Raw genomic sequence first — 19,447 nt, 5'->3', positions numbered from 1 at the left:
CCACCGAACAGAAGCTCGCAACCTTGAAGCTCGTCCTGACCCAGGCGCAGCAAACCGTGTCGAGCGACCCGATGGGCGCCAAGCGCTTCGTCGATCGCGCCCTCGAACTCCTGTCCGCCATGGCCGGCAGGACTGTCGCGGATGACAGCGCTTACGACAGCGGCGGCCTTGCTTCGTGGCAGGTCCGCCGGGCCAAGTCGATGATCGAGGCGCGGCTGAGCGGCCGGCTCCTCGTTTCCGATCTCGCCTCCACGGTGCGGCTGAGCCCGAGCCATTTCGCGCGCGCCTTCAAGCGGACGATGGGCTGCTCGCCGCACCATTATCTGCTCAAGCGCCGGATCGAATGCGCCAAGGAGCGGATGCGGACGACCGACGAACCGCTCGCCCAGATCGCGCTCGCCTACGGCTTTTCGGATCAGGCCCATTTCACGCGCTGCTTCAAGCGCCACGAAGGGGAGACCCCGACCGCTTGGTATCGCCGCGTGACGAGCGAGAGCGCCCGCAGCCGGGTGCTGGCCTGACGCTCAGCCCGCGCCCAAGGCCCGGAGCGCGCCCGGCCGCACGCCATAATGGCGATGGAAGGCCCGGCTCAGCGCCGCTTCGGACTGATAGCCCACGTCGGCGGCGATCTGGGCGATGGTCGCCCGGCCGCCGAGAAGCTGCTGCCGCGCGAGGCCCAGCCGCAATTCGGTGAGGAAGGCGAGCGGCGCCAGCCCCGAGGCGGCGCGGAAGGCCCGCACCAGCGTCGCGCGGGACGACACGGCGCGTTCGGCCAGTTCCTCCAGGCTCCAGTCCCGCGCGGGCTCGCGCAGCATCGCCATCATCGCGCGCGACGTCGCCGGCTGGCCGAGCAGGCGCAGCACGCCCGACGAGGTGCCCGCCGCCTCCAGATGCCCGCGCAGCAGCATCATGAACAGCGCGCTGGCGAGATCCGTCGCAATCGCGGCGGCACCGGCGGCGTCGATATCCAGCTCGTCGCGGATGCCCTCCAGCATCGCATGGTGCCGCTCGGTCGCGCGGAGCACCACCACCTCGGGCAGCACCGCGACGATCAGGCTCTGCGGCGCCGCCTCGAAATGGAGGCGCCCGCAGACCAGCTCGGTATCCGTCTCGACGCCGGGGCTCCTCTTGATGCGGATGGCGTTGCGATATTCCACCACCGGCGCGCGCCGGCCGCCGCCGCTTCCCGTCCGCGCGCGCACGACATGCGGGTCGCCGTGGGCCAGCAGCAGCACGTCCCCGATCCCGAGGCGCAGCGCGCCATGGCCGGGGCGGTCCAGCAGGCACTCGCCCCGCGTGACGATGTGGAAATAGGCCCAACCGGGGCCGGCGGCATCGTGCGGCGCCGCCCAGTCGCCGCCGAAGCGGCAGAGATCGTCGAGAATGGGCCGCACCCTGAGCAACGGCGCCAGCACGCTCAGCGGATCGTCGATGCCGGCCTCCATCCCGTCCCGCCTCCCGTCATACGCCGCACTTTCCCGCCATTTGTCGAAAAGATGCTCGGCGTGCCGGATAAATTCAATACGTCTCCGAATCGGGTTAATAACGATCTGCCCTCAAGGGATTTGAGCTGCACCGTCTTCGAGGAGGTTGATGATGGACGATCGTAAGACAGGCCTGACGCACGCCACCGGTGCGCCCGTGGCCGACAACACCAACATCCTGACCGCTGGCCCGCGCGGCCCGGCGCTGCTTCAGGATGTGTGGCTGATCGAGAAGCTCGCCCATTTCGACCGCGAGGTGATCCCGGAGCGACGGATGCACGCCAAGGGCTGGGGCGCCTATGGCAGCTTCACCGTCACCCACGACATCACCCGCTACACCAAGGCGAAGATCTTCTCCGAAGTCGGCAAGAAGACCGATCTGTTCATGCGCTTCTCGACCGTCGCCGGCGAGCGCGGCGCGGCCGACGCCGAGCGCGACATCCGCGGCACGGCGATCAAATTCTACACCGAGGAAGGCAATTGGGACATCGTCGGCAACAACACGCCGGTGTTCTTCTTCCGCGATCCGATGCGCTTCCCGGACCTCAACCATGCCGTCAAGCGCGATCCGCGCACCGGCCTGCGCTCGGCCGACAACAATTGGGACTTCTGGTCGCTGCTGCCCGAGGCGCTGCACCAGGTGACGATCGTGATGTCGGATCGCGGCATCCCGAAAAGCTTCCGGCACATGCATCTGTTCGGTAGCCACACCTTCGCGATGATCAACGCCGCCCATGAGCGCGTCTGGGTCAAGTTCCACTTCCGCACCCGGCAGGGCATCGAGAACCTCTCCGACGCCGACGCCGCGCAGGTCGTGGCCGGCGACCGCGAGAGCCATGGCCGCGACCTGTTCGAGAGCATCGAGAAGGGCGACTTCCCGCAATGGACCCTCTTCATCCAGGTGATGACCGAGGAACAGGCCCGCACCCACAAGCACAACCCGTTCGACCTCACCAAGGTATGGCCGAAGGCGGACTATCCGCTGATCGAGGTCGGCGTGATGGAGCTGAACCGCAATCAGGACAACTACTTCGCCGAGGTCGAGCAGGCCGCCTTCTCGCCTGCCAACATCGTGCCGGGCATCGGCTTCTCGCCCGACAAGATGCTCCAGGCCCGCCTCTTCTCCTATGGCGATGCCCAGCGCTACCGCCTCGGCGTCAACTTCAACCATATCCCCGTCAACGCGCCCAAATGCCCGTTCCATTCCTATCACCGCGACGGCGCGATGCGGACGGACGGCAATCTCGGTGCGACGCTGAGCTATCATCCCAACAGCGCCGATCTCTGGGCCAACCAGCCCCAGTTCGCCGAGCCGCCGCTGGCGCTCGACGGCCAGCCCGCCGAGCATTGGGATCATCGCGTCGATGACGACCATTGGGAACAGCCGGGCAATCTGTTCCGCCTGATGTCGCCGGAGCAGCAGCAGGCGTTGTTCGACAACACGGCGCGCGGCATGGGCGACGCGGCACTCCACATCAAACAGCGCCACATCGCCAACTGCACCCGCGCCGACCCCGCTTATGGCGCGGGCGTCGCGGCGGCTCTCGGCCTCGCGCTGAGCGAAGCGGCGGAATAAGCCACGCGCGGGGGGCTCCGTTCGATCGAGCGGAGCCCCTCTTCTTCTTCCGCCTCAGACGAGCGGAGCGCTCTGCCCGCCCCGCGGGTGGAGCATCGCCTCCAGCAGGCGCAGGTTGCGCTCCAGCCGCTCGCGCCCCAGCCCGCCGCCGATCGAGACGCGCAGCCGCCGCTCGGCCAGCGGCTCCACCGCGAAGGCGTCGCCGGGCACCACCGACAGCCCTGCCGGGCGCAGCGCGTTGAGGATCTCGTGGATCATCACCCCATCCTCCAGCCGGAGCCAGAGGTGATAGCCCTCGGGGTGCGCGCGCCAGTCGATGCCGTCGAGGATATCCGCCGCCAGCCCCCGCCGCCACGCCGCCTCGGCGCGCACCTCTTCGATCAGGCGGGCATAGGTGCCGTTCTCCAGCCACGCGGTCACCAGCGCCGCGTTGAGGGGGGCGGCCATCACCGCCGTCGCGTGCAGATCGATCGCGGCGCGCATCGCGTCCTTCACCGAGGGCGCGCGCAGATGCGCGATGCGCAGGCTCGGCGAGAGGATCTTCGAGACGCTGGCGATATGCCATGTCCGCTCGGGCGCGAGCGCCGCGAGCGGCGGGAGAGGCTCGGCGGGAAGCTGGCCGTAGGCGTCGTCCTCGATGATCGCCAGATCGTGCCGGCGCGCGATCCCGGCGATGGCGCGGCGGCGTTCCGGCCCCAGCGTCGCGGTGGTGGGATTGTCGTTGGTCGGCACGACATAGATCGCCCGCACCCGCTCCGCCCGGCAGGCGGCGTCGAGCGCATCGGGATCGATCCCCTCCGCGTCGCCCGCCACCACGCGCAGCGTCAGCCCATAGGCCCGCGCCAGCGCGAGGAAGCCTGAATAGGCATAGCGCCCGACGCAGACGACATCGCCCGGCCGGAGCTGCGCCCGGATCGCGGCGTGGAGCGCGTGCTGACCGCCCGCCGTCACCAGCACCATGTCCGGCCCGGCCTCGACGCCGCGCGTCTCCAGCAGGCGCGCCGCCGCCTCGCGATCCTCCATCGCGCCGCCCGCCGGCTGATAATGGAGCCGTGACGCCGCCCCGTTCTGGAAGAGCATCGCCGTGCCCTGCGTCCACGCCTCGGCCAGCGCCGTGCGGGGGACGGGCGGCATGTTCATGCCGGTATCGGCGGGAACGGCGTCCTCCTCCCCTCCGAACGCGGCCGGGCGCGCGCGCACGAAGCTCCCGCGACGGCCGTCCGCCTCGATCAGGCCGCGCCGCCGCGCCTCGTCATAGGCGCGGGTGATCGTGGTGAGGTCCACGCCCAGCCGCTCGGCCAGCGCCCGCTGCGGCGGCAGGCGATCGCCCGGCGCCAGCCGCCCCGCCTCGACATCGCGCTCCAGCTCCGCCGTGATCGCCAGATATTTCGGCCCTTCCGCCTTCTCCAGATCGGGATGCCAGTTTTGCATACGGACATAACCTTGACTTTGCACGGCAACATATCCATACAAACAACCGTACAGAGTTGCAATGCTTTCCATACAGCATGAGTCGGGATTTTCGACATGACTGAGGACGCAGGCCGCGAATGGCCCAAACTGGAACCGATCCGCACCGGAATCCGCGGCCGCTGCCCCCGTTGCGGCAAGGGCCATCTGTTTCAGGGCTTCCTGAAGCTCCGCTCCCACTGCGAGTCCTGCGGGCTCAGCTATGACTTCGCGGACCCGGCGGATGGGCCGGCCTTCTTCGTGATCTGCTTCGGCTGCGTGCCCAGCGTGATCTTCGCGCTGATGCTCCAGATCCTCTACGATCCGCCCTTCTGGGTGCATCTGTTCACGACGCTGCCGATCCTGCTCCTCACCTGCGTGCTGCCGCTGCGCCCGCTGAAAGGCTGGCTGGTATGCAGCCAGTTCTTCTACAAGGCGCGCGAGGGCCGGCTGGCCGCGCCGTGGACGCCCTTCGCCGGCGGCGCCGAGGTGCCCGCGCCGACCCAGTTCCTGGATCGCTGACATGGACATCCGGAAGGCCCGGAAGGCCGCGGCCTCCTATCTTGCCGCGCAAGGCAAGGCGGTGGACGCCGAGATCGTGCGCAAGGGCGGCGGGGATGACTTCCCGGAGGTCGCCATCGCGGTGGCGCTGCTGCGTCAGGACGGGGACGAACTCGGGCGCTACGAACGCGCGCTGCGATCCTATGCCGACCCCGGCTTCTGGGATGCCGAGATCGCGGAGGCGGCGCTCGCCTATCACGATCAGGGCCTGATCGCGCGCGCCGCACTCGACGGGCGCGAGTTGTTCGCGATGCATCGCGACTAGGGCGCATTTCGCCCGGAAACGTCCAAAGCAGAGGGAGTCGTGCAATCTTCGGCGCGGATTCCGCTGCACCGTCACAGGCTTCCTCATGACGGGAGGCAGGCCCACCATGTCATTCCTGGGTATCGTCGGCAGCCGGCACGGCCCGGCATTATCCGCGTCCTCGCAGGAGCCCGACTTCAGCCTTTTCGTCACGCTCGGCCTGACGACCTTCTGTCACGTCCCAGAACGGGGATGGCGGGGGAACGATAATGCCGGGCGGCGCGGCGCCATGCTCAGCCTGGTGCCCTCCGCCGACTGACTCAGGCCCTCGGCGCCGCCACCGAAGCGCGGCGGATCAGCGAGGAGTGGAAGAGCGACGGCTCATCCTCCGCCCCGTCGCCGAAATCCCCGATCAGCTTGAGCGCGGCGGAGCGCGCCATCGTCGCGATCGGCCAGCGCACCGTCGTCAGCGGCGGCCAGATATGGGCCGCGACCGGCGTGTCGTCGAACCCGATGATCGACAGGTCGCCCGGAACGTCCAGCCCGCGCACCCGCGCCGCGTGGAGCACGCCCGCCGCCATCTCGTCGTTGGAGGCGAAGATCGCGGTCGGGCGCGGCAGCAGGTCGAGCAGCTTGTCGGCGGCGGCCACGCCGGATTCGAAGGTGTAGTTGCCCTCCACCACCAGCCCGCGCGGCAGCTTGATGCCGGCCTCCTGCAACGCCGCCTCGAACCCCGCGCGCCGCTCGGCGCCGGACCGGAAGCCCGATGGCCCGGTGACGAGCCCGATCCGCTTATGCCCCTGCGCGATCAGGAAATGCGTCGCCTCCTGCACGGCGTCGCGATCGTTGGAGGCGACCATATGGTCCGCATCGTCCAGCTCGGCCGAGCCCATGCGGACATAGCGGCAGTTCGCGTCGCGGCAGAGCTGCGCCAGCCGGTCGTCCTCCGAGATCGGCGGCAGCAGCACCACGCCATAGAGCCGGTGGCGCTGGAGGAAGGCGTGGATGTCGTCCAGCATCGTCCGCGAGCCGCGATCGACCGGGCGGACGATCAGCTCGAACTCGGTGTCGCGCAGCGCGTCGAGAATGCCCTGCTGGGCGTTCATCACCATCTGCGCGTTCGGATTGTCGTGGACGAGCCCGATCAGATAGTTGCGCCCCAGCGCCAGCGCGCGCGCCTGAGGATTGGGGATGTAACCCGTCTCGCGGATCACCTCCTCCACCCGCTTGCGCGTCTCTTCATTGAGCAGCGGCGAGCGGTTGATCACGCGACTGACCGTCTTCTTGGAGACGCCGGACAGCCGGGCGATGTCGTTGATGGTCGGTTTGACGGACGGCTTCGCGGACGCGTCGCGGATCATCGATATCCCCTTTCCCGCCGCTCTAGCGCCCTTCGCCGGATCACGCCAACATCCTTTCGCCGGTGCGATGCCACCGGTGACAGGAAAGGCTCCCCGCGCCCGACGCGGCACATCCGATGAAAGGAGCCGCGAGCGTCAACCGATTTGCCGCACCGCATCTTCCCGCGCGCCGATCTTCATTTGCCGCTTCAGAAAAGCGCCGGATGGAACGACGTTTTGCACTGCCGTCATATTATTGCCGGGGCCGACACACGGGAAAGAATATCGGCACAGATTTCCGGAGCCGCGCGGAGCACGCGCCGAAACAGCGCCCACGTCGAATCTGCTGTTCTATTTTGGGTCGATCGCAGGATGTCCGCGATCGTCATTTTTCGCGGTAGAACGGCTGAACATCGCTCGTTTCCGGCATGTCTGCATCAGCCGGAAATCGGGCGATCTCTCTCCCCATCCTGTCTTACGGATTTCTCGCGAGAGTATTAACGAATTGAGGCCTATTGACCGAGGGCTTGAACAATTCGATCAGCATATTAGTATTGATCTTCTTCCAACGCATCCGATCTCGGAGATACTCGTGAACGACAGCGATTTGATCGGCCTGACCGCAGATATTGTTTCGGCACATGTCAGCCACAACAATGTCGCGGCCACCGATGTGCCGCAACTGATCCGCAGCGTCTTCGAAGCGCTCGACAAGGTCGGCAAGCCCGTGGTCGTCGCCGAGCCGGAGCCCGAGCCCGCGGTGTCGATCCGCGCCAGCATCAAGCCCGATTATCTCGTCTGCCTGGAAGACGGGAAGAAGCTCAAGATGCTGAAGCGCTATCTGCGCACCAACTACAATATGTCGCCCGAAGAATATCGCGCGAAGTGGGGCCTGCCGAAGGATTATCCGATGGTCGCCCCCTCCTATCGCGAGACGCGGAGCGCGCTTGCGCACCAGATCGGCCTCGGCCGCAACAAGGTCGCCGCGCCGGCTGCGCCCGCCGCCAAGGCGCCGGCGAAGAAGGCCGCCGCGAAGCAGGCCCCGGCCGCAAAGGCCGCCGCTCCCGCCCCTGCGAAGAAAGCCGCGGCTCCCGCCAAGGCCGCCGGGAACGGAACGAAGAAGGCCGCCAAGACGACCGCCCCTGCCGCCGACGCCGCGCCGCGCAAGCGCCTCGGCATCCGCACCGCCAAGGCCGCCGCGAAGGCGCACCTGAACTCCTGATCCGCCCGAGGCGCCCGGCCGCATCGTCGTGCCGGGCGTCTCGTCGGATAGCGGTGTCTGGAAGGCGGACGTGCCTGCACGGCCATGGGGCCGCATTGCGCGGACAGCCATAGGACGCGATTAACGAGTTGCGTGGCGTTTCCGGATGCTTTCCGAGATTTCCCGCCAGATCTCGGATACGGCGACGACATTGCCCATGCTGATCTGGCGCTCGCTCACCTCCAGCGCGCGGTCGCCAAACAATTCCATCAGGGATATCGCCAGCCGGTCGACCTTTCCGGCGCGATCCTGCTCGCCCGGCTTCTCCGTCCCCCCGTCGGCCAGCATCTCTTCCCTCCAGATATTTCGGATGGCCAACAGGGCGGATCACCACATTTACTCGCGGCATCAGGCTATATCCGCCGTACATGTCCGTCCAGCTACCAACAAAGCGGGGTTCCGGCGTATCGTCGCAAGTTGAGACAGCTTAATCCGAAAGTAGGATGCATCCACCCGGCCGGCATTGATTTCGCGGTTCCGGGCGGGCGCGTCCGCGCTTGCGGGCGGACGGGCGGGCCGGGTACGATCGCGCGGTCTTCGTTCCGTATCCGGGAAATCCCATGGCCCTGTCCCTCTACGACGTCAGCGTTCCGGTCTTCATCCGCTCGCTCCGCAATCTGTCCGCGATCCTCGAAAAGGGCCGGCTTTACGCCGACGAGAATGGCCTGCCGCACGGCACGCTGCTCGACGCCCGGCTGATCGAGGACATGTCCGCCTTGCCCGCCCAGATCCAGCGCGCGAGCGACGCCGCCAAGTTCGTGGCGGTGCGCGTCGGCGGCCTCGCCCCGGTTGCGATGGAGGACAATGAGGCGAGCTTCGACGATCTCCAGGCGCGCATCGCCGCCACCATCGCGCTGCTGGAGCGCGTGCCCGGCGATGCGATGGACGGCCGCGAGGAGGACGACGTGACCGTCCAGACGCCCAAGCAGACGCTGCACTTCAAGGCGCGTGACTATGTGCTGCATTTCGCGCTGCCCAACTTCTTCTTCCATGTGACGACAGCGTACGACCTGCTGCGGCACAAGGGTGTGCCGATCGGCAAGATCGATTTCCTCGGCCGCCCCTGAAGGAGTCCGCTCATGTCCCGTCCCCCTCTCCCGCCCTTTACCCGCGAGACCGCGATCGAGAAGGTGCGCCTCGCCGAAGACGGCTGGAACAGCCGCGATCCCGAGAAGGTCGCGCTCGCCTACAGCGAGGACAGCCGCTGGCGGAACCGCGCCGAGTTCGCCACCGGCCGCGCCGAGATCATCGGCTTCCTCTCCCGCAAATGGGCGAAGGAACTAGATTATCGGCTCATCAAGGAGCTGTGGGCGTATGAGGGGAACCGCATCGCGGTGCGCTTCGCCTATGAATATCATGACGACAGCGGCAACTGGTTCCGCGCCTATGGCAACGAGAATTGGGAATTCGCCGCCGACGGGCTGATGATCCACCGCCATGCCAGCATCAACGAGCATCCGATCGCGGAGCGGGATCGCGCCTTCCACTGGCCGCTCGGCCGCCGGCCGGACGAGCATCCGGGGCTGAGCGACTTCGGCTTCTGAGCCCCTCCCCCGGAATTGCCGGTTCGGGAGCGGCGCGGCTGTGGCATGGTGCATCCATGCCGCGCCGCCCGCTCCTGCTCCTTCTCGCCGCCGGCCTCTGCGGGGCGAGCGCCCCGGCGGACAAGGCGCCAGCCCGCCATTTCGCGGCGCATTGCGAATCCGCGACCCTTCCGAATTTCGTGGTTCCGCTGAAGCGCATCGCGGGCCGGTCGAGCCTCGACTATGGCACCAGCACGCCCGATGCGTCGGGCACGCCGACGCTCGCCACGCTGGCGCGGCCCGGCATGCGGATCGAAACCCGCTTCGGGCAGCCGCGCGCCAATGACGTCGACGTAACCGAATATGGCAGCGCGCCGAACCATCAGGACGATGTCGCCTTCGGCCGGATCGTCGCGCTGTTCCGCTTCTGCGAGCCGGTGCGCTGAGCCGAAGCCTCAGCCCGTCCGCGCGTGGAGGAAGGCGTGGGCGGCGCGGTCGATCAGCAGCGGATCGTGGGCGCAGAGATGCTCCAGCCGATCGAGGCTGTCGCGGATGGCGAGCGTGGTGACGCCAGCCGGGTTCCACCCCGGATGCGGCGCGAAACGGCCGTGGAAGAGGTCCAGCCCGGCCAGCTCCGACACCCGGCAGCGCGGGAACAGCGCCACCAGCTCGCGGGCGGTGAAGAGGTGCGAGCTGAAGCCGATATGGCGTCCGTCCGCGAGATCGATGTCGAGCCGGTCCTGCTCATTGTCCTGCCGGAAGGCGCGCGCCGCGTGCAGGTCCGCGATGTAGATCGACGGCTGGCTCCCCACGGTGCGCACCGTCACGAACAGGTCGCCGTCGGTGACGCGGGTGAGCGCGGCGGCGGCCGTCTCGCGCTCCTCCGGTCCGAGATGGTTGAGCACGCCATAGAGGCAGAGCGTCAGGTCGAACGAGGCCTCTTCCTCCTGGTCGAGCGCGTCGAGCAGGTCGCCCACCTCGAAGGTCACGCCGATGTGCGGATCATCCGCGAGGTCGAGCCGCTCGCCCGCCAGCGCGATCATCTCGGGCGAGATGTCGATCCCGCGCGCGTCGATCGCGGTGAAGCCGAGGTCGCGCGCCCGCAGCACCAGCCGCAGCAGCCATGTTCCCGGCCCGCAGCCGGCGTCGAGGATGCGGATGGCGTGGCGGCCGCTGGTGCGCAGGCGGATCAGCGCGGCGTCGAGCCGCGCCCAGATCTCGCGGTCGGCGAAGGCATAGCCGCCGCTGAAATCGAACAGGGAGGCATGATCGCCGTCCGCATAAGCAAGATAATGCGCGCCCGCCGCGTCATAGGCGCCGGCGGCTTCGGGCGCGGTGCGCGGTGGCTTGGAGACGGGACGCAACTTGGCACGAAGGGCCATGGCGTTGTTCCTTGTGCAGGAGTCAGAGTGGCCGCGCGGGGTCGCGCAGGCCGGCGGTCGGGTCCGGCCGGTGGGTGCGGAGCGGGCGGAGCGGCGCATAGCCGGTCGGCTGCCGGTTCCGCCGGTAGCGTCCGCGGAACAGTCTCGCGCGGCCCGGCCGGGTGATGGCGATGACGACGAAGATGGCGGCGAGTGCGAGGAGCAGCATCGTCCCCTCCCCTCAAAGCCCGATGCGCGCGATGAGCGGCGCTTCAACAAGCTCGATGCGGCCATGGAAGAGATCGCATTCCGACTTTGCGAAGCCGAGTGCGGTCTCACGCGATCGGAAGCGGCCTTCCACGCGGCCGGCGGTGTCCTGAACCAGCCACCGCCCCCGCTCGTCCTGTCCGACGAGCAGGAGCGAGGACCAACTGTCGGGATCTTGAAGTTCCATAGGATGCCTGTCCCCTTGCCACCGATATGGCGGCGTGGAGATGGCGAAATAGGCGGGCGCGGCATTGGGATTCGAGAGGGCGGAAACCGCGCCCGCATTAGCTTCGCATAAGATCGGGCGCCTAGAGCAGCGTCCCCGACAGGATGACGAGCGCGATCGAGAAATAGATCACCAGCCCCGTCACATCGACCAATGTGGCCACGAACGGCGCCGACGCGCTCGCCGGATCGAAGCGCAGCCGCTGCAACAGGAAGGGCAGCATCGACCCCGCGAGTGACCCGAAGGTGACGATCCCGACCAGCCCCGCGCCCACCGTCGCCGCGATCAGCGGCCAGTGCGGTCCGTAATCGTAGAAGCCGAGATATTGCCACGCGCTGATCCGCACGACGCCCACCGTGCCGAGGATCGCGCCCAGCACCAGCCCCGCCGGCAGCTCGCGCAGCGCGACGCGCCACCAGTCCTTCAGCCGCACCTGCCCGAGCGCGAGCGCGCGGATGATGAGCGAGGTCGCCTGGCTGCCGCTATTGCCGCCCGAGCTCATGATGAGCGGGATGAAGAGCGTCAGCGTGATCGCCTTGGCCAGCTCCGACTCGAAATGCTGCATGGCGCTCGCCGTCAGCATCTCGGAGAGGAAGAGCGCGCAGAGCCAGCCCGCCCGCTTGCGGATCATCGCCAGGAAGCCGGTGTCCAGATAAGGCCGGTCGAGCGCCTCGACGCCGCCGAAGCGCTGCGCCTCCTCGGTATGCTTGTCGACGATCGCGTCGAGCACGTCGTCGACCGTGACGATGCCGAGCACGCGCTTGCCCGCATCCACCACCGGCACAGCGAGCAGGTCGTGCCGGCGGATCAGACGCGCGACGGCGCGGCGATCCATCTCGGGCGAGGCGACGACGGGATCGCGCTGGCGGGTCAGCTCCAGCACGGGCAGCGCGGGGTCGGCCGTCACCAGACGGCGCAGCGACACCGTGCCGACCAGCGCGTCCGTCTCGGGATCGACGATATAGATCGAATAGATCGTCTCGCGGCTGCGCTCGATCGTGCGGATATGGTCGAGCGTCTCGGCCACCGTCGCGGTCACGGGCACGGAGACGAACTCGGTCGTCATCATGCCGCCGGCGCTCTCGGGCGGATAGGCGAGCAGCCCGTCAAGCGTCGCGCGCGTCTCGCGGTCGAGCAGCGCGAGGATCGCCTCGCGCGGCGCGTCGTCCATCTCGCCCAGCACGTCGGCGGCGCGGTCGGCCGACATGGCGGCGACCAGAGGCACCGCCCGTTCGGGCCGCATCTCGGCGATCGCGGCCGAGGCGCCGAGAAATTCCGGCCGGTCGAGCACGATGACGGCGCGCGCTTCCGTCATGCGCGAGAGCGCACCGGCGGCGGCCTCCGGTTCGAGATGGCTCAGGGTTTCGGCCAGATCGGCGGCGCGCACATGGCGCAGATCGTCAGCCGGAGTCCGGGCGAAGCCGCCCGCTTTCACTTCTTCGTTCATCATTCACCTACCCGCCCGCACACCTGAGGCGGACAGCGGCAAGCGAATGCTTAGGCGGTCCCCCTCGGGCGTGCGGCGCTACTGGAACTGTCGCTGGACATGGGATCCTTCCCGAGGACGAACCGACGATAGCGCCGGTCCAAGGCCGCCCCTGAACCAGCCCGCACGGCCTGTCAACCAGGCGTCTTGCGATCGGGGGCCATGCTTATGGGAATCATATGCGAGCGGCGCACCGCGCTCTCGAATTCCAACGGCGGCGGCCCCTAATGGAGCGTCCTCGCGTGGGCATGGCGACCGGCATTCCGGCGTCCCCCGCGCACATGGGGACTATGATGACCAGCTTTCGAATGTTGCCGCTTGCCGCCTGCCTCCTCGCCTCGGCCCTCGCCGCGGCGCCCGCGCTGGCGGACGATGCGCCGGCCTCCACCTCGCCCTTCACCATCACCGGGTCGGCCGGCGTGTGGTCGCAATATCGCTTCCGCGGCATTTCCCAGTCCGACAACAAGCCCGTGTTTCAGGGTTCCGTAACGGTAGCGCACGCGTCCGGTTTCTATCTCTCGGCGTGGGGCTCGAGCGCGTCCTCTAACGACGCCGTCAACATCGGCGGCACCGAGATCGACGTCTATGGCGGCTACACCCACGCGCTCGGCAAGAGCGGCGTCACGGTCGACGGTGGCCTCTATGGCTACATCTATCCGGGCAGCAAGCGCGCGGTCGGGATCAGCGAGAACTATTATGAAGTCTACGGCTCGCTGGCCAAGACGCTCGGGCCGGTGACGGCGAAGGCGGGTGTGAACTGGGCGCCGAAGCAGGCCTATTTCGACGATTTCGCTACGGCCAGCCGGTACAATATGTACGTCTATGGCGAACTCGGCTTCGCGCTGAAGAGCCTGCCGGTCTCGTTCCACAGCCATGTCGGCCATACCGGCGGCGGGCTCGATTATGCCGGCCACGACTATGTCGATTACGCGGTCGGCGCGACCTACAAGTGGAAGGCGCTCGCCTTCGACCTCTCGGTCACCGGCACCAACCTGTCGAAGAGCGACACCCGCCCCTTCGACCTCGCCCTCAACACCGATGACTTCCACCGCGCGGCCAAGGCCGTGCTGGTCGGCTCGGTGAGCGCCTCCTTCTGACGGGAGCCTACCCATGCAGGACCTTCTCTGGATCGCACTCATGCTGGGGCTGGTGGGCATCACGCTCGCTTACGTCAGCCTCTGCGACAACACGTGAGGACAAGCCCATGACGCTCGACCTCTGGCTCGCCGCGATCACCGCGATCGGCCTTCTCTTCTATCTGGTCGCAGTGCTGCTGCGGCCCGAGCGCTTCTGACCGGAGCCCCGCCATGACCATCCAGGGATGGACCCTCATCATCGCCTTCTTCGGCGTTCTGCTCGCGCTCACCAAGCCTGTCGGCTTGTGGCTGCACGCGCTCTACGAAGGCCGCCGCACGCCGCTCCACGCCGTCCTCGGGCCGGTGGAGACGGGCTTCTACAAGCTCGCCGGCATCAACCCCAACGAAGAGCAGAGCTGGCGCCGCTACGCGATCCACATGATCGTGTTCAACGCCGTGCTGATGGCCTTCACCTATCTGATCCTGCGCGCGCAGTTCTTCCTGCCGCTCAACCAGAACCATTTCGCCGGAATGCCCGAGCACCTCGCCTTCAACACGGCGGTGAGCTTCACGACCAACACCAACTGGCAGAGCTATGCCGGTGAATCGACGCTGTCGAACCTGTCGCAGATGCTCGGCCTCACGATCCACAACTTCCTCTCGGCGGCGACGGGCATCGCGCTCGCCTTCGCGCTGTTCCGCGGCTTCGCGCGGCGCGAGACGACCGGCCTCGGCAATTTCTGGGCGGATGCCACGCGCATCACCCTCTATCTGCTGCTGCCGGTCTCGGTGGTGGTGGCACTCGTCTTCGTGGCGTGCGGCGTTCCGCAGACGCTGGCGGCGTCCACCGACATCACCACGCTCGAAGGCGTGAAGCAGACGCTCGCGCTCGGCCCGGTGGCGACGCAGGAAGTCATCAAGATGGTCGGCACCAATGGTGGCGGCTTCTTCAACGCCAACTCGGCGCACCCGTTCGAGAATCCGAGCGCCTTCACCAACTTCCTCCAGATGCTGATGATCCTGTGCCTCGGCTCGGGCCTGACCTGGTGCTTCGGCAAGGCGGTCGGCAACACCAAGCAGGGCTGGGCGATCCTCTCGGCGATGCTCATCATGCTGATGGCGGGCGTGGCCGTCTGCTACAGCCAGGAAGCGGCCGGCAATCCGGTGCTCCATCATCTGGGCCTCGGCGGCGCCAATATGGAGGGCAAGGAAGTCCGCTTCGGCGCGGCGGCCTCAGCCCTGTTCGCAGTGGTGACGACGGCGGCCTCGTGCGGCGCGGTCAATGCGATGCATGACAGCTTCACGGCGCTGGGCGGCCTCATCCCGCTGTTCAACATGCAGCTTGGCGAGGTCATCATCGGCGGCGTCGGCGCGGGCATCTACGGCTTCCTGCTCTTCGCCATCCTCGCGGTGTTCGTCGCTGGGCTCATGGTGGGCCGCACGCCCGAATATGTCGGCAAGAAGATCGAGGCCCGCGAGGTGAAGCTCTCGGTGCTGGCGATCGCGGTGCTGCCGCTCATCATCCTGGGCATGACCGCGATCAGCTCGGTGCTGCCGGGCGGCCTTGCGGGGCCGCTCAACAAGGGGCCGCACGGCTTCTCGGAGATCCTCTACGCCTTCACCAGCGGCGTCGCGAACAACGGCTCGGCCTTCGCCGGGCTCACCGCCTCCACGCCTTATTATGACGGCATGCTGGGCATCGCGATGTGGCTCGGCCGCTTCTTCATCATCGTGCCGATGCTGGCGGTCGCCGGCTCGCTCGCCGCGAAGAAGTACACCCCCGAGACCGCCGGTTCCTTCCCGACGACCGGTCCGCTCTGGGTCGGCCTGCTGGTCGGCATCGTGCTGATCCTCGGCGGGCTCACCTTCCTGCCCAGCCTCGCGCTCGGGCCCATCGCTGATCATCTCGCGATGATCCGCGGTCAACTCTTCTGACAGGACGACGCCCCATGGCTCGCACCGACAAGAAATCGCTGTTCACGGCGGACCTGATCCTGCCCGCGATCGGAGATGCCTTCCGCAAGCTCAACCCGAAGGAGCTGATCCGCAACCCGGTGATGTTCGTGACCGCCTGCGTGGCGGCGCTGCTCACCATCCTGCTCGTCGTCGGGCATGACAATCTGACGACCGGCTTCAAGCTGCAACTGGTCGTGTGGCTGTGGCTGACGGTGCTGTTCGGCACCTTCGCCGAAGCCCTCGCCGAAGGGCGCGGCAAGGCGCAGGCGGCATCGCTCCGCGCCACCAAAGCCGAACTGACCGCCAAGCGCGTCAAGGGGAGCGGCGTCGAAGCCGTCCCCGCCAGCGCGCTCCGCGTCGGCGACGTGGTGGTCGTGCAGACCAACGACCTCATCCCCTCCGACGGCGAGGTGATCGAAGGCGTCGCCTCGGTGAACGAAGCGGCCATCACCGGCGAGTCCGCGCCGGTGATCCGCGAGGCGGGCGGCGACCGCTCGGCCGTCACCGCCGGCACGCGCGTCATCTCGGACGAGATCAAGGTGCGCGTCACGGTGAACCCCGGCCAGGGCTTCCTCGATCGCATGATCGCGCTGGTCGAAGGCGCCGAGCGGCAGAAGACGCCCAACGAGATCGCGCTCACCATCCTGCTCGTCGGGCTGACGATCATCTTCCTGATCGCGGTCGGCACCATTCCGGGCTTCACCTCCTATGCGGGCGGCGCTGTGCCGATCGCGATCCTGGCGGCGCTGCTCATCACGCTGATCCCGACGACCATCGCGGCGCTTCTCTCCGCGATCGGCATCGCCGGCATGGACCGCCTCGTCCGCTTCAACGTGCTCGCCAAGTCGGGCCGCGCGGTGGAGGCGGCGGGCGACGTCGACACGCTGCTCCTCGACAAGACCGGCACGATCACCATCGGCGATCGCGCCGCGACCGAGTTCCGTCCCCTCGCCGGCGTCCGCGCGGAGGAGCTGGCCGAGGCCGCGCTCCTCGCCAGCCTCGCCGACGAGACGCCCGAAGGCCGCTCCATCGTGGCGCTGGCGCGCGAGAAGTTCCGTATCGCCGCGTCCGCTCTGCCAAGCGATGCGGAGGTGATCCCCTTCACCGCCCAGACCCGCATCTCGGGCGTGAAGATCGGCGCCACCGCCATCACCAAGGGCGCGGTGGACTCGATCCTGAAAGCCCTCCACCGCGAGCTGGTGGCGGCCAATGGCGACGACGCCGTCGACAAGCACGACGAGCGGGCGGAGCAGGAACTGCGCCGCACCACCGACGAGATCGCCCGCGCCGGCGGCACCCCGCTCGCAGTGGCGCGCGACGGCAAGCTGCTCGGCGCGATCTACCTCAAGGACATCGTCAAGGCCGGCATCCGCGAGCGCTTCGGCGAGCTGCGCAAGATGGGCATCCGCACGGTGATGATCACCGGCGACAATCCCCTCACCGCCGCCGCCATCGCGGCCGAGGCAGGCGTGGACGACTTCCTCGCGCAGGCGACGCCCGAGGACAAGCTGGCGCTGATCCGTCAGGAGCAGCAGGGCGGCAAGCTCGTCGCGATGTGCGGCGACGGCACCAACGACGCCCCTGCCCTCGCGCAGGCCGATGTCGGCGTGGCGATGAACACCGGCACGCAGGCCGCGCGCGAGGCCGGCAACATGGTCGATCTCGACAGCGATCCGACCAAGCTCATCGAGATCGTGGGCCTCGGCAAGCAGCTCCTGATGACGCGCGGCGCGCTCACCACCTTCTCGGTGGCGAACGACGTGGCCAAATATTTCGCGATCATCCCGGCGATGTTCATCGCGATCTATCCGGGCCTCGCGGTGCTCAACGTGATGGGCCTCAGGACGCCGCAATCGGCGATCCTCTCGGCGATCATCTTCAACGCGATCATCATCCCGATGCTGGTGCCACTGGCATTGAAGGGCGTGAAATACCGTCCGATCGGGGCCGGGCCGCTGCTCCGCCGCAACCTCGCCATCTATGGCCTCGGCGGCATCCTCGTCCCCTTCGTCGGCATCAAGCTCATCGACCTGGCCGTGAGCGGCCTCGGTCTCGCCTGAGGATTTCATCATGGCCAAGGACTTCACCACCTCATTGCGCCCCGCCTTCACGATGACCGCCGGTTTCGCGGTGCTGTTGGGGCTCGTCTATCCGCTGGCGATCACCGGCGTCGCGCAGGCCGTCTTCCCCCACCAGGCCAATGGCAGCCTGGTGACGGACAAGGCCGGCAAGGCCATCGGCTCCGAGCTGATCGGCCAGGCCTTCGCTTCCGATCGCTACTTCCACCCCCGCCCGTCGGCGGCGGGCAAGGGCTATGACGGCACGGCCTCGTCCGGCTCAAACTACGGCCCGACGAGTCAGCCGCTCGCCGACCGCGTGAAAGGCGACGTCACGAAGCTCTCCACCGAAGCCCCCGGCCGCGCGATCCCCGCCGACCTCGCGACCGCCTCGGGATCAGGCCTCGACCCGGACATCTCACCGGACGCCGCCTTCTTCCAGGTCGACCGCGTGGCGAAGGCGCGCGGCCTCGGCGTCGACGTGGTGCGCCAGCTCGTCACGCGCAGCATCGATACGCCGGCGATCTCCTTCCTCGGAGACCCCCGCGTGAACGTGCTGGCGCTCAACCGCGCACTCGATGCGCTCGGCCACCCCGAGCCGTGACGCGCCTGCCGCCCCTGCTTCGCGCGGGGGCGGCGTTCCGCCCGGCAGCCTGGGAACGGATGATGGACCAGAAGAACAAGCGCCTCCTGCGCTGGACGCTGCGACCGTTCGGCCTACTCCTGCTGGCGGCGGCCTATGGCGTCGGCCACATCCTCGTCGCGATCAGCGCGCCCGTTCCCGCAGAGCAGCCACCGCTGGTCTATCTTCTGTCACTGGTTGCCTTCGCGCTGGGCAGTGCCGGCGCCGCATTGCTTCTGGAAGGGCATCACCTGTTCGACCGGGTCCGCATCTCCGAGCGCTGGATCTCGCGCGCGCCGGCCGCGCTTGAGGAATCCCGCTGGTCGTCCGACGATCCTCCGGTCGATCCCGAACCAGCCGCCCCCCATGGCCGGATGACCGCCTGAGCCCCGGAACCGTCGCCTCGCCCCGCCTGTTTCAGCAGTGATACGATCAACCCGAAAGGCGAGGCGCCATGGCCAGCGGGCCGACGATCGAAATTCCCCATACGCTCGGCCGGCAGGAAGTGCGCCGGCGGCTCGCGAACCGGATCGGGGAACTGCCGCAGCACATCCCCGGAGGCGTCGCGCAGATGACGACCGCCTGGCCGGGCGAAGATCGCATGACCGTCCACATCGTGGCGCTCGGGCAATCCGCGAACGCGACGATCGATATCGAAGACCGAATCGTGCGCGTTGGTCTCATTCTACCACCGATTCTTTCCTTCATGTCCGGAGCCATCTCGGCAGCGATTCAGCGTGGGGGAGAGGAGCTGCTGCTGCCCGATCATTCGGGGTAAGCCTGCTGGCGCGTGTCCGGATGTTGCAGCGCCCACCTCTTCCCGGACCCCGATTTTCGCGATCAACGCGCCTCGGAAGTACGGCTCAATGCGGTTTTCCGAGTATTGATGTGATAAATTAAGAACAGGTCAAAACAGGCCAAGTCATGGTGCTGTTGCACAGATGCACATCCTAGGATT

General features: G+C 67.7%; 23 protein-coding genes. 15 read left to right on the top strand and 8 right to left on the bottom strand.

Going from position 1 to position 19,447, the window contains the following annotated elements; genetic code table 11:
• Nucleotides 1-23 precede the first annotated feature (23 nt).
• Complete coding sequence (locus ST3T6A_RS20595; RefSeq protein WP_162140547.1) at nt 24-521, top strand: helix-turn-helix domain-containing protein; 498 nt, start codon at nt 24-26, stop codon at nt 519-521.
• Between the two features lie 3 nt (nt 522-524).
• Here ST3T6A_RS20595 and ST3T6A_RS0118135 read toward each other — a convergent pair whose 3' ends face one another.
• Entirely contained in the window at nt 525-1,445 is a 921-nt protein-coding gene (locus tag ST3T6A_RS0118135) for a cupin domain-containing protein (protein ID WP_019834380.1), read from the bottom strand.
• Nucleotides 1,446-1,596: 151 nt separating this feature from the next.
• On the opposite strand from ST3T6A_RS0118135, the gene ST3T6A_RS0118130 reads away from it, so the two are divergent.
• Nucleotides 1,597-3,060: a catalase gene (locus ST3T6A_RS0118130; RefSeq protein ID WP_019834379.1), complete on the top strand. Its 1,464-nt coding sequence runs from the start codon at nt 1,597-1,599 to the stop codon at nt 3,058-3,060.
• 54 nt (nt 3,061-3,114) lie between these two features.
• Here the strand turns inward: ST3T6A_RS0118130 and ST3T6A_RS20590 are convergent, their stop codons facing one another.
• Nucleotides 3,115-4,491, bottom strand: a complete 1,377-nt coding sequence (locus ST3T6A_RS20590; RefSeq protein ID WP_019834378.1) for an aminotransferase-like domain-containing protein — start codon at nt 4,489-4,491, stop codon at nt 3,115-3,117.
• Nucleotides 4,492-4,587: 96 nt separating this feature from the next.
• Between ST3T6A_RS20590 and ST3T6A_RS0118120 the strand changes: the two genes are divergently transcribed.
• A complete protein-coding gene (locus ST3T6A_RS0118120; protein ID WP_019834377.1) occupies nt 4,588-5,031 on the top strand; it encodes a DUF983 domain-containing protein in 444 nt (147 codons plus the stop codon).
• 1 nt (nt 5,032) lies between these two features.
• Nucleotides 5,033-5,335, top strand: coding sequence for a hypothetical protein (locus ST3T6A_RS0118115; protein ID WP_019834376.1), 303 nt, complete (start codon nt 5,033-5,035; stop codon nt 5,333-5,335).
• A gap of 299 nt (nt 5,336-5,634) precedes the next feature.
• Here the strand turns inward: ST3T6A_RS0118115 and ST3T6A_RS0118105 are convergent, their stop codons facing one another.
• Complete coding sequence (locus ST3T6A_RS0118105; RefSeq protein WP_019834374.1) at nt 5,635-6,675, bottom strand: LacI family DNA-binding transcriptional regulator; 1,041 nt, start codon at nt 6,673-6,675, stop codon at nt 5,635-5,637.
• Here ST3T6A_RS0118105 and ST3T6A_RS22215 point away from each other — a divergent pair.
• Nucleotides 6,632-7,876, top strand: coding sequence for a MucR family transcriptional regulator (locus ST3T6A_RS22215; RefSeq protein WP_328285305.1), 1,245 nt, complete (start codon nt 6,632-6,634; stop codon nt 7,874-7,876). The genes ST3T6A_RS0118105 and ST3T6A_RS22215 overlap by 44 nt on opposite strands.
• Nucleotides 7,877-7,996: 120 nt before the next feature.
• On the opposite strand, the gene ST3T6A_RS0118095 is transcribed toward ST3T6A_RS22215, so the two are convergent.
• A complete protein-coding gene (locus ST3T6A_RS0118095; RefSeq protein ID WP_019834372.1) occupies nt 7,997-8,203 on the bottom strand; it encodes a hypothetical protein in 207 nt (68 codons plus the stop codon).
• A 272-nt stretch (nt 8,204-8,475) separates the two neighbouring features.
• Between ST3T6A_RS0118095 and ST3T6A_RS0118090 the strand changes: the two genes are divergently transcribed.
• From ST3T6A_RS0118090 to ST3T6A_RS0118080, 3 genes are read left to right on the top strand one after another with little or no spacing between them, the layout of a single operon-like run.
• Nucleotides 8,476-8,982 (top strand): DUF1993 domain-containing protein, encoded by a 507-nt coding sequence (locus ST3T6A_RS0118090; protein WP_019834371.1) that lies wholly within the window; start codon nt 8,476-8,478, stop codon nt 8,980-8,982.
• Between the two features lie 12 nt (nt 8,983-8,994).
• Nucleotides 8,995-9,459 carry a nuclear transport factor 2 family protein gene (locus ST3T6A_RS0118085; protein WP_019834370.1) on the top strand — a complete coding sequence of 155 codons (465 nt, stop codon included), beginning with the start codon at nt 8,995-8,997 and terminating at the stop codon, nt 9,457-9,459.
• A gap of 56 nt (nt 9,460-9,515) precedes the next feature.
• Nucleotides 9,516-9,884 (top strand): hypothetical protein, encoded by a 369-nt coding sequence (locus ST3T6A_RS0118080; protein WP_019834369.1) that lies wholly within the window; start codon nt 9,516-9,518, stop codon nt 9,882-9,884.
• Between the two features lie 9 nt (nt 9,885-9,893).
• Here the strand turns inward: ST3T6A_RS0118080 and ST3T6A_RS20995 are convergent, their stop codons facing one another.
• The 4 genes from ST3T6A_RS20995 to mgtE all read right to left on the bottom strand — a co-directional run bounded on the left by ST3T6A_RS20995 (nt 9,894) and on the right by mgtE (nt 12,742).
• Nucleotides 9,894-10,820 carry a class I SAM-dependent methyltransferase gene (locus ST3T6A_RS20995; RefSeq protein ID WP_019834368.1) on the bottom strand — a complete coding sequence of 309 codons (927 nt, stop codon included), beginning with the start codon at nt 10,818-10,820 and terminating at the stop codon, nt 9,894-9,896.
• A gap of 22 nt (nt 10,821-10,842) precedes the next feature.
• Nucleotides 10,843-11,028, bottom strand: a complete 186-nt coding sequence (locus tag ST3T6A_RS21735) for a hypothetical protein (protein ID WP_019834367.1) — start codon at nt 11,026-11,028, stop codon at nt 10,843-10,845.
• A 12-nt stretch (nt 11,029-11,040) separates the two neighbouring features.
• Nucleotides 11,041-11,253 (bottom strand): hypothetical protein, encoded by a 213-nt coding sequence (locus ST3T6A_RS20575; protein WP_019834366.1) that lies wholly within the window; start codon nt 11,251-11,253, stop codon nt 11,041-11,043.
• A 121-nt stretch (nt 11,254-11,374) separates the two neighbouring features.
• Nucleotides 11,375-12,742 (bottom strand): magnesium transporter, encoded by a 1,368-nt coding sequence (gene mgtE, locus ST3T6A_RS0118060; protein ID WP_019834365.1) that lies wholly within the window; start codon nt 12,740-12,742, stop codon nt 11,375-11,377.
• 263 nt (nt 12,743-13,005) lie between these two features.
• Between mgtE and ST3T6A_RS0118055 the strand changes: the two genes are divergently transcribed.
• The 7 genes from ST3T6A_RS0118055 (at nt 13,006) to ST3T6A_RS0118020 (ending at nt 19,267) form a co-directional block, all read left to right on the top strand.
• Nucleotides 13,006-13,875, top strand: a complete 870-nt coding sequence (locus ST3T6A_RS0118055; RefSeq protein ID WP_235785854.1) for a TorF family putative porin — start codon at nt 13,006-13,008, stop codon at nt 13,873-13,875.
• Between the two features lie 107 nt (nt 13,876-13,982).
• Nucleotides 13,983-14,072, top strand: a complete 90-nt coding sequence (gene kdpF, locus ST3T6A_RS20570; RefSeq protein WP_019834363.1) for a K(+)-transporting ATPase subunit F — start codon at nt 13,983-13,985, stop codon at nt 14,070-14,072.
• A 13-nt stretch (nt 14,073-14,085) separates the two neighbouring features.
• On the top strand, nt 14,086-15,789 hold the full coding sequence (gene kdpA, locus ST3T6A_RS0118040) for a potassium-transporting ATPase subunit KdpA (protein WP_019834362.1): 1,704 nt from the start codon (nt 14,086-14,088) through the stop codon (nt 15,787-15,789).
• Nucleotides 15,790-15,803: 14 nt separating this feature from the next.
• A complete protein-coding gene (gene kdpB / locus ST3T6A_RS0118035; RefSeq protein ID WP_019834361.1) occupies nt 15,804-17,870 on the top strand; it encodes a potassium-transporting ATPase subunit KdpB in 2,067 nt (688 codons plus the stop codon).
• A 10-nt stretch (nt 17,871-17,880) separates the two neighbouring features.
• Nucleotides 17,881-18,471 carry a potassium-transporting ATPase subunit KdpC gene (gene kdpC, locus ST3T6A_RS0118030; protein ID WP_019834360.1) on the top strand — a complete coding sequence of 197 codons (591 nt, stop codon included), beginning with the start codon at nt 17,881-17,883 and terminating at the stop codon, nt 18,469-18,471.
• Nucleotides 18,468-18,875, top strand: coding sequence for a hypothetical protein (locus ST3T6A_RS0118025; RefSeq protein ID WP_157602971.1), 408 nt, complete (start codon nt 18,468-18,470; stop codon nt 18,873-18,875). Before kdpC ends, ST3T6A_RS0118025 begins: the two co-directional genes overlap by 4 nt.
• Nucleotides 18,876-18,943: 68 nt before the next feature.
• Entirely contained in the window at nt 18,944-19,267 is a 324-nt protein-coding gene (locus ST3T6A_RS0118020) for a polyhydroxyalkanoic acid system family protein (protein WP_019834358.1), read from the top strand.
• Nucleotides 19,268-19,447 lie beyond the last annotated feature (180 nt).

Origin of the sequence: Sphingomonas sp. PR090111-T3T-6A (assembly GCF_000383095.1) — a bacterium.
GTDB lineage: Bacteria > Pseudomonadota > Alphaproteobacteria > Sphingomonadales > Sphingomonadaceae > Solisphingomonas.
The sequence above is the reverse complement of the archived record's forward strand: the minus strand, read 5'-3'. Positions and strand labels throughout refer to the sequence as shown.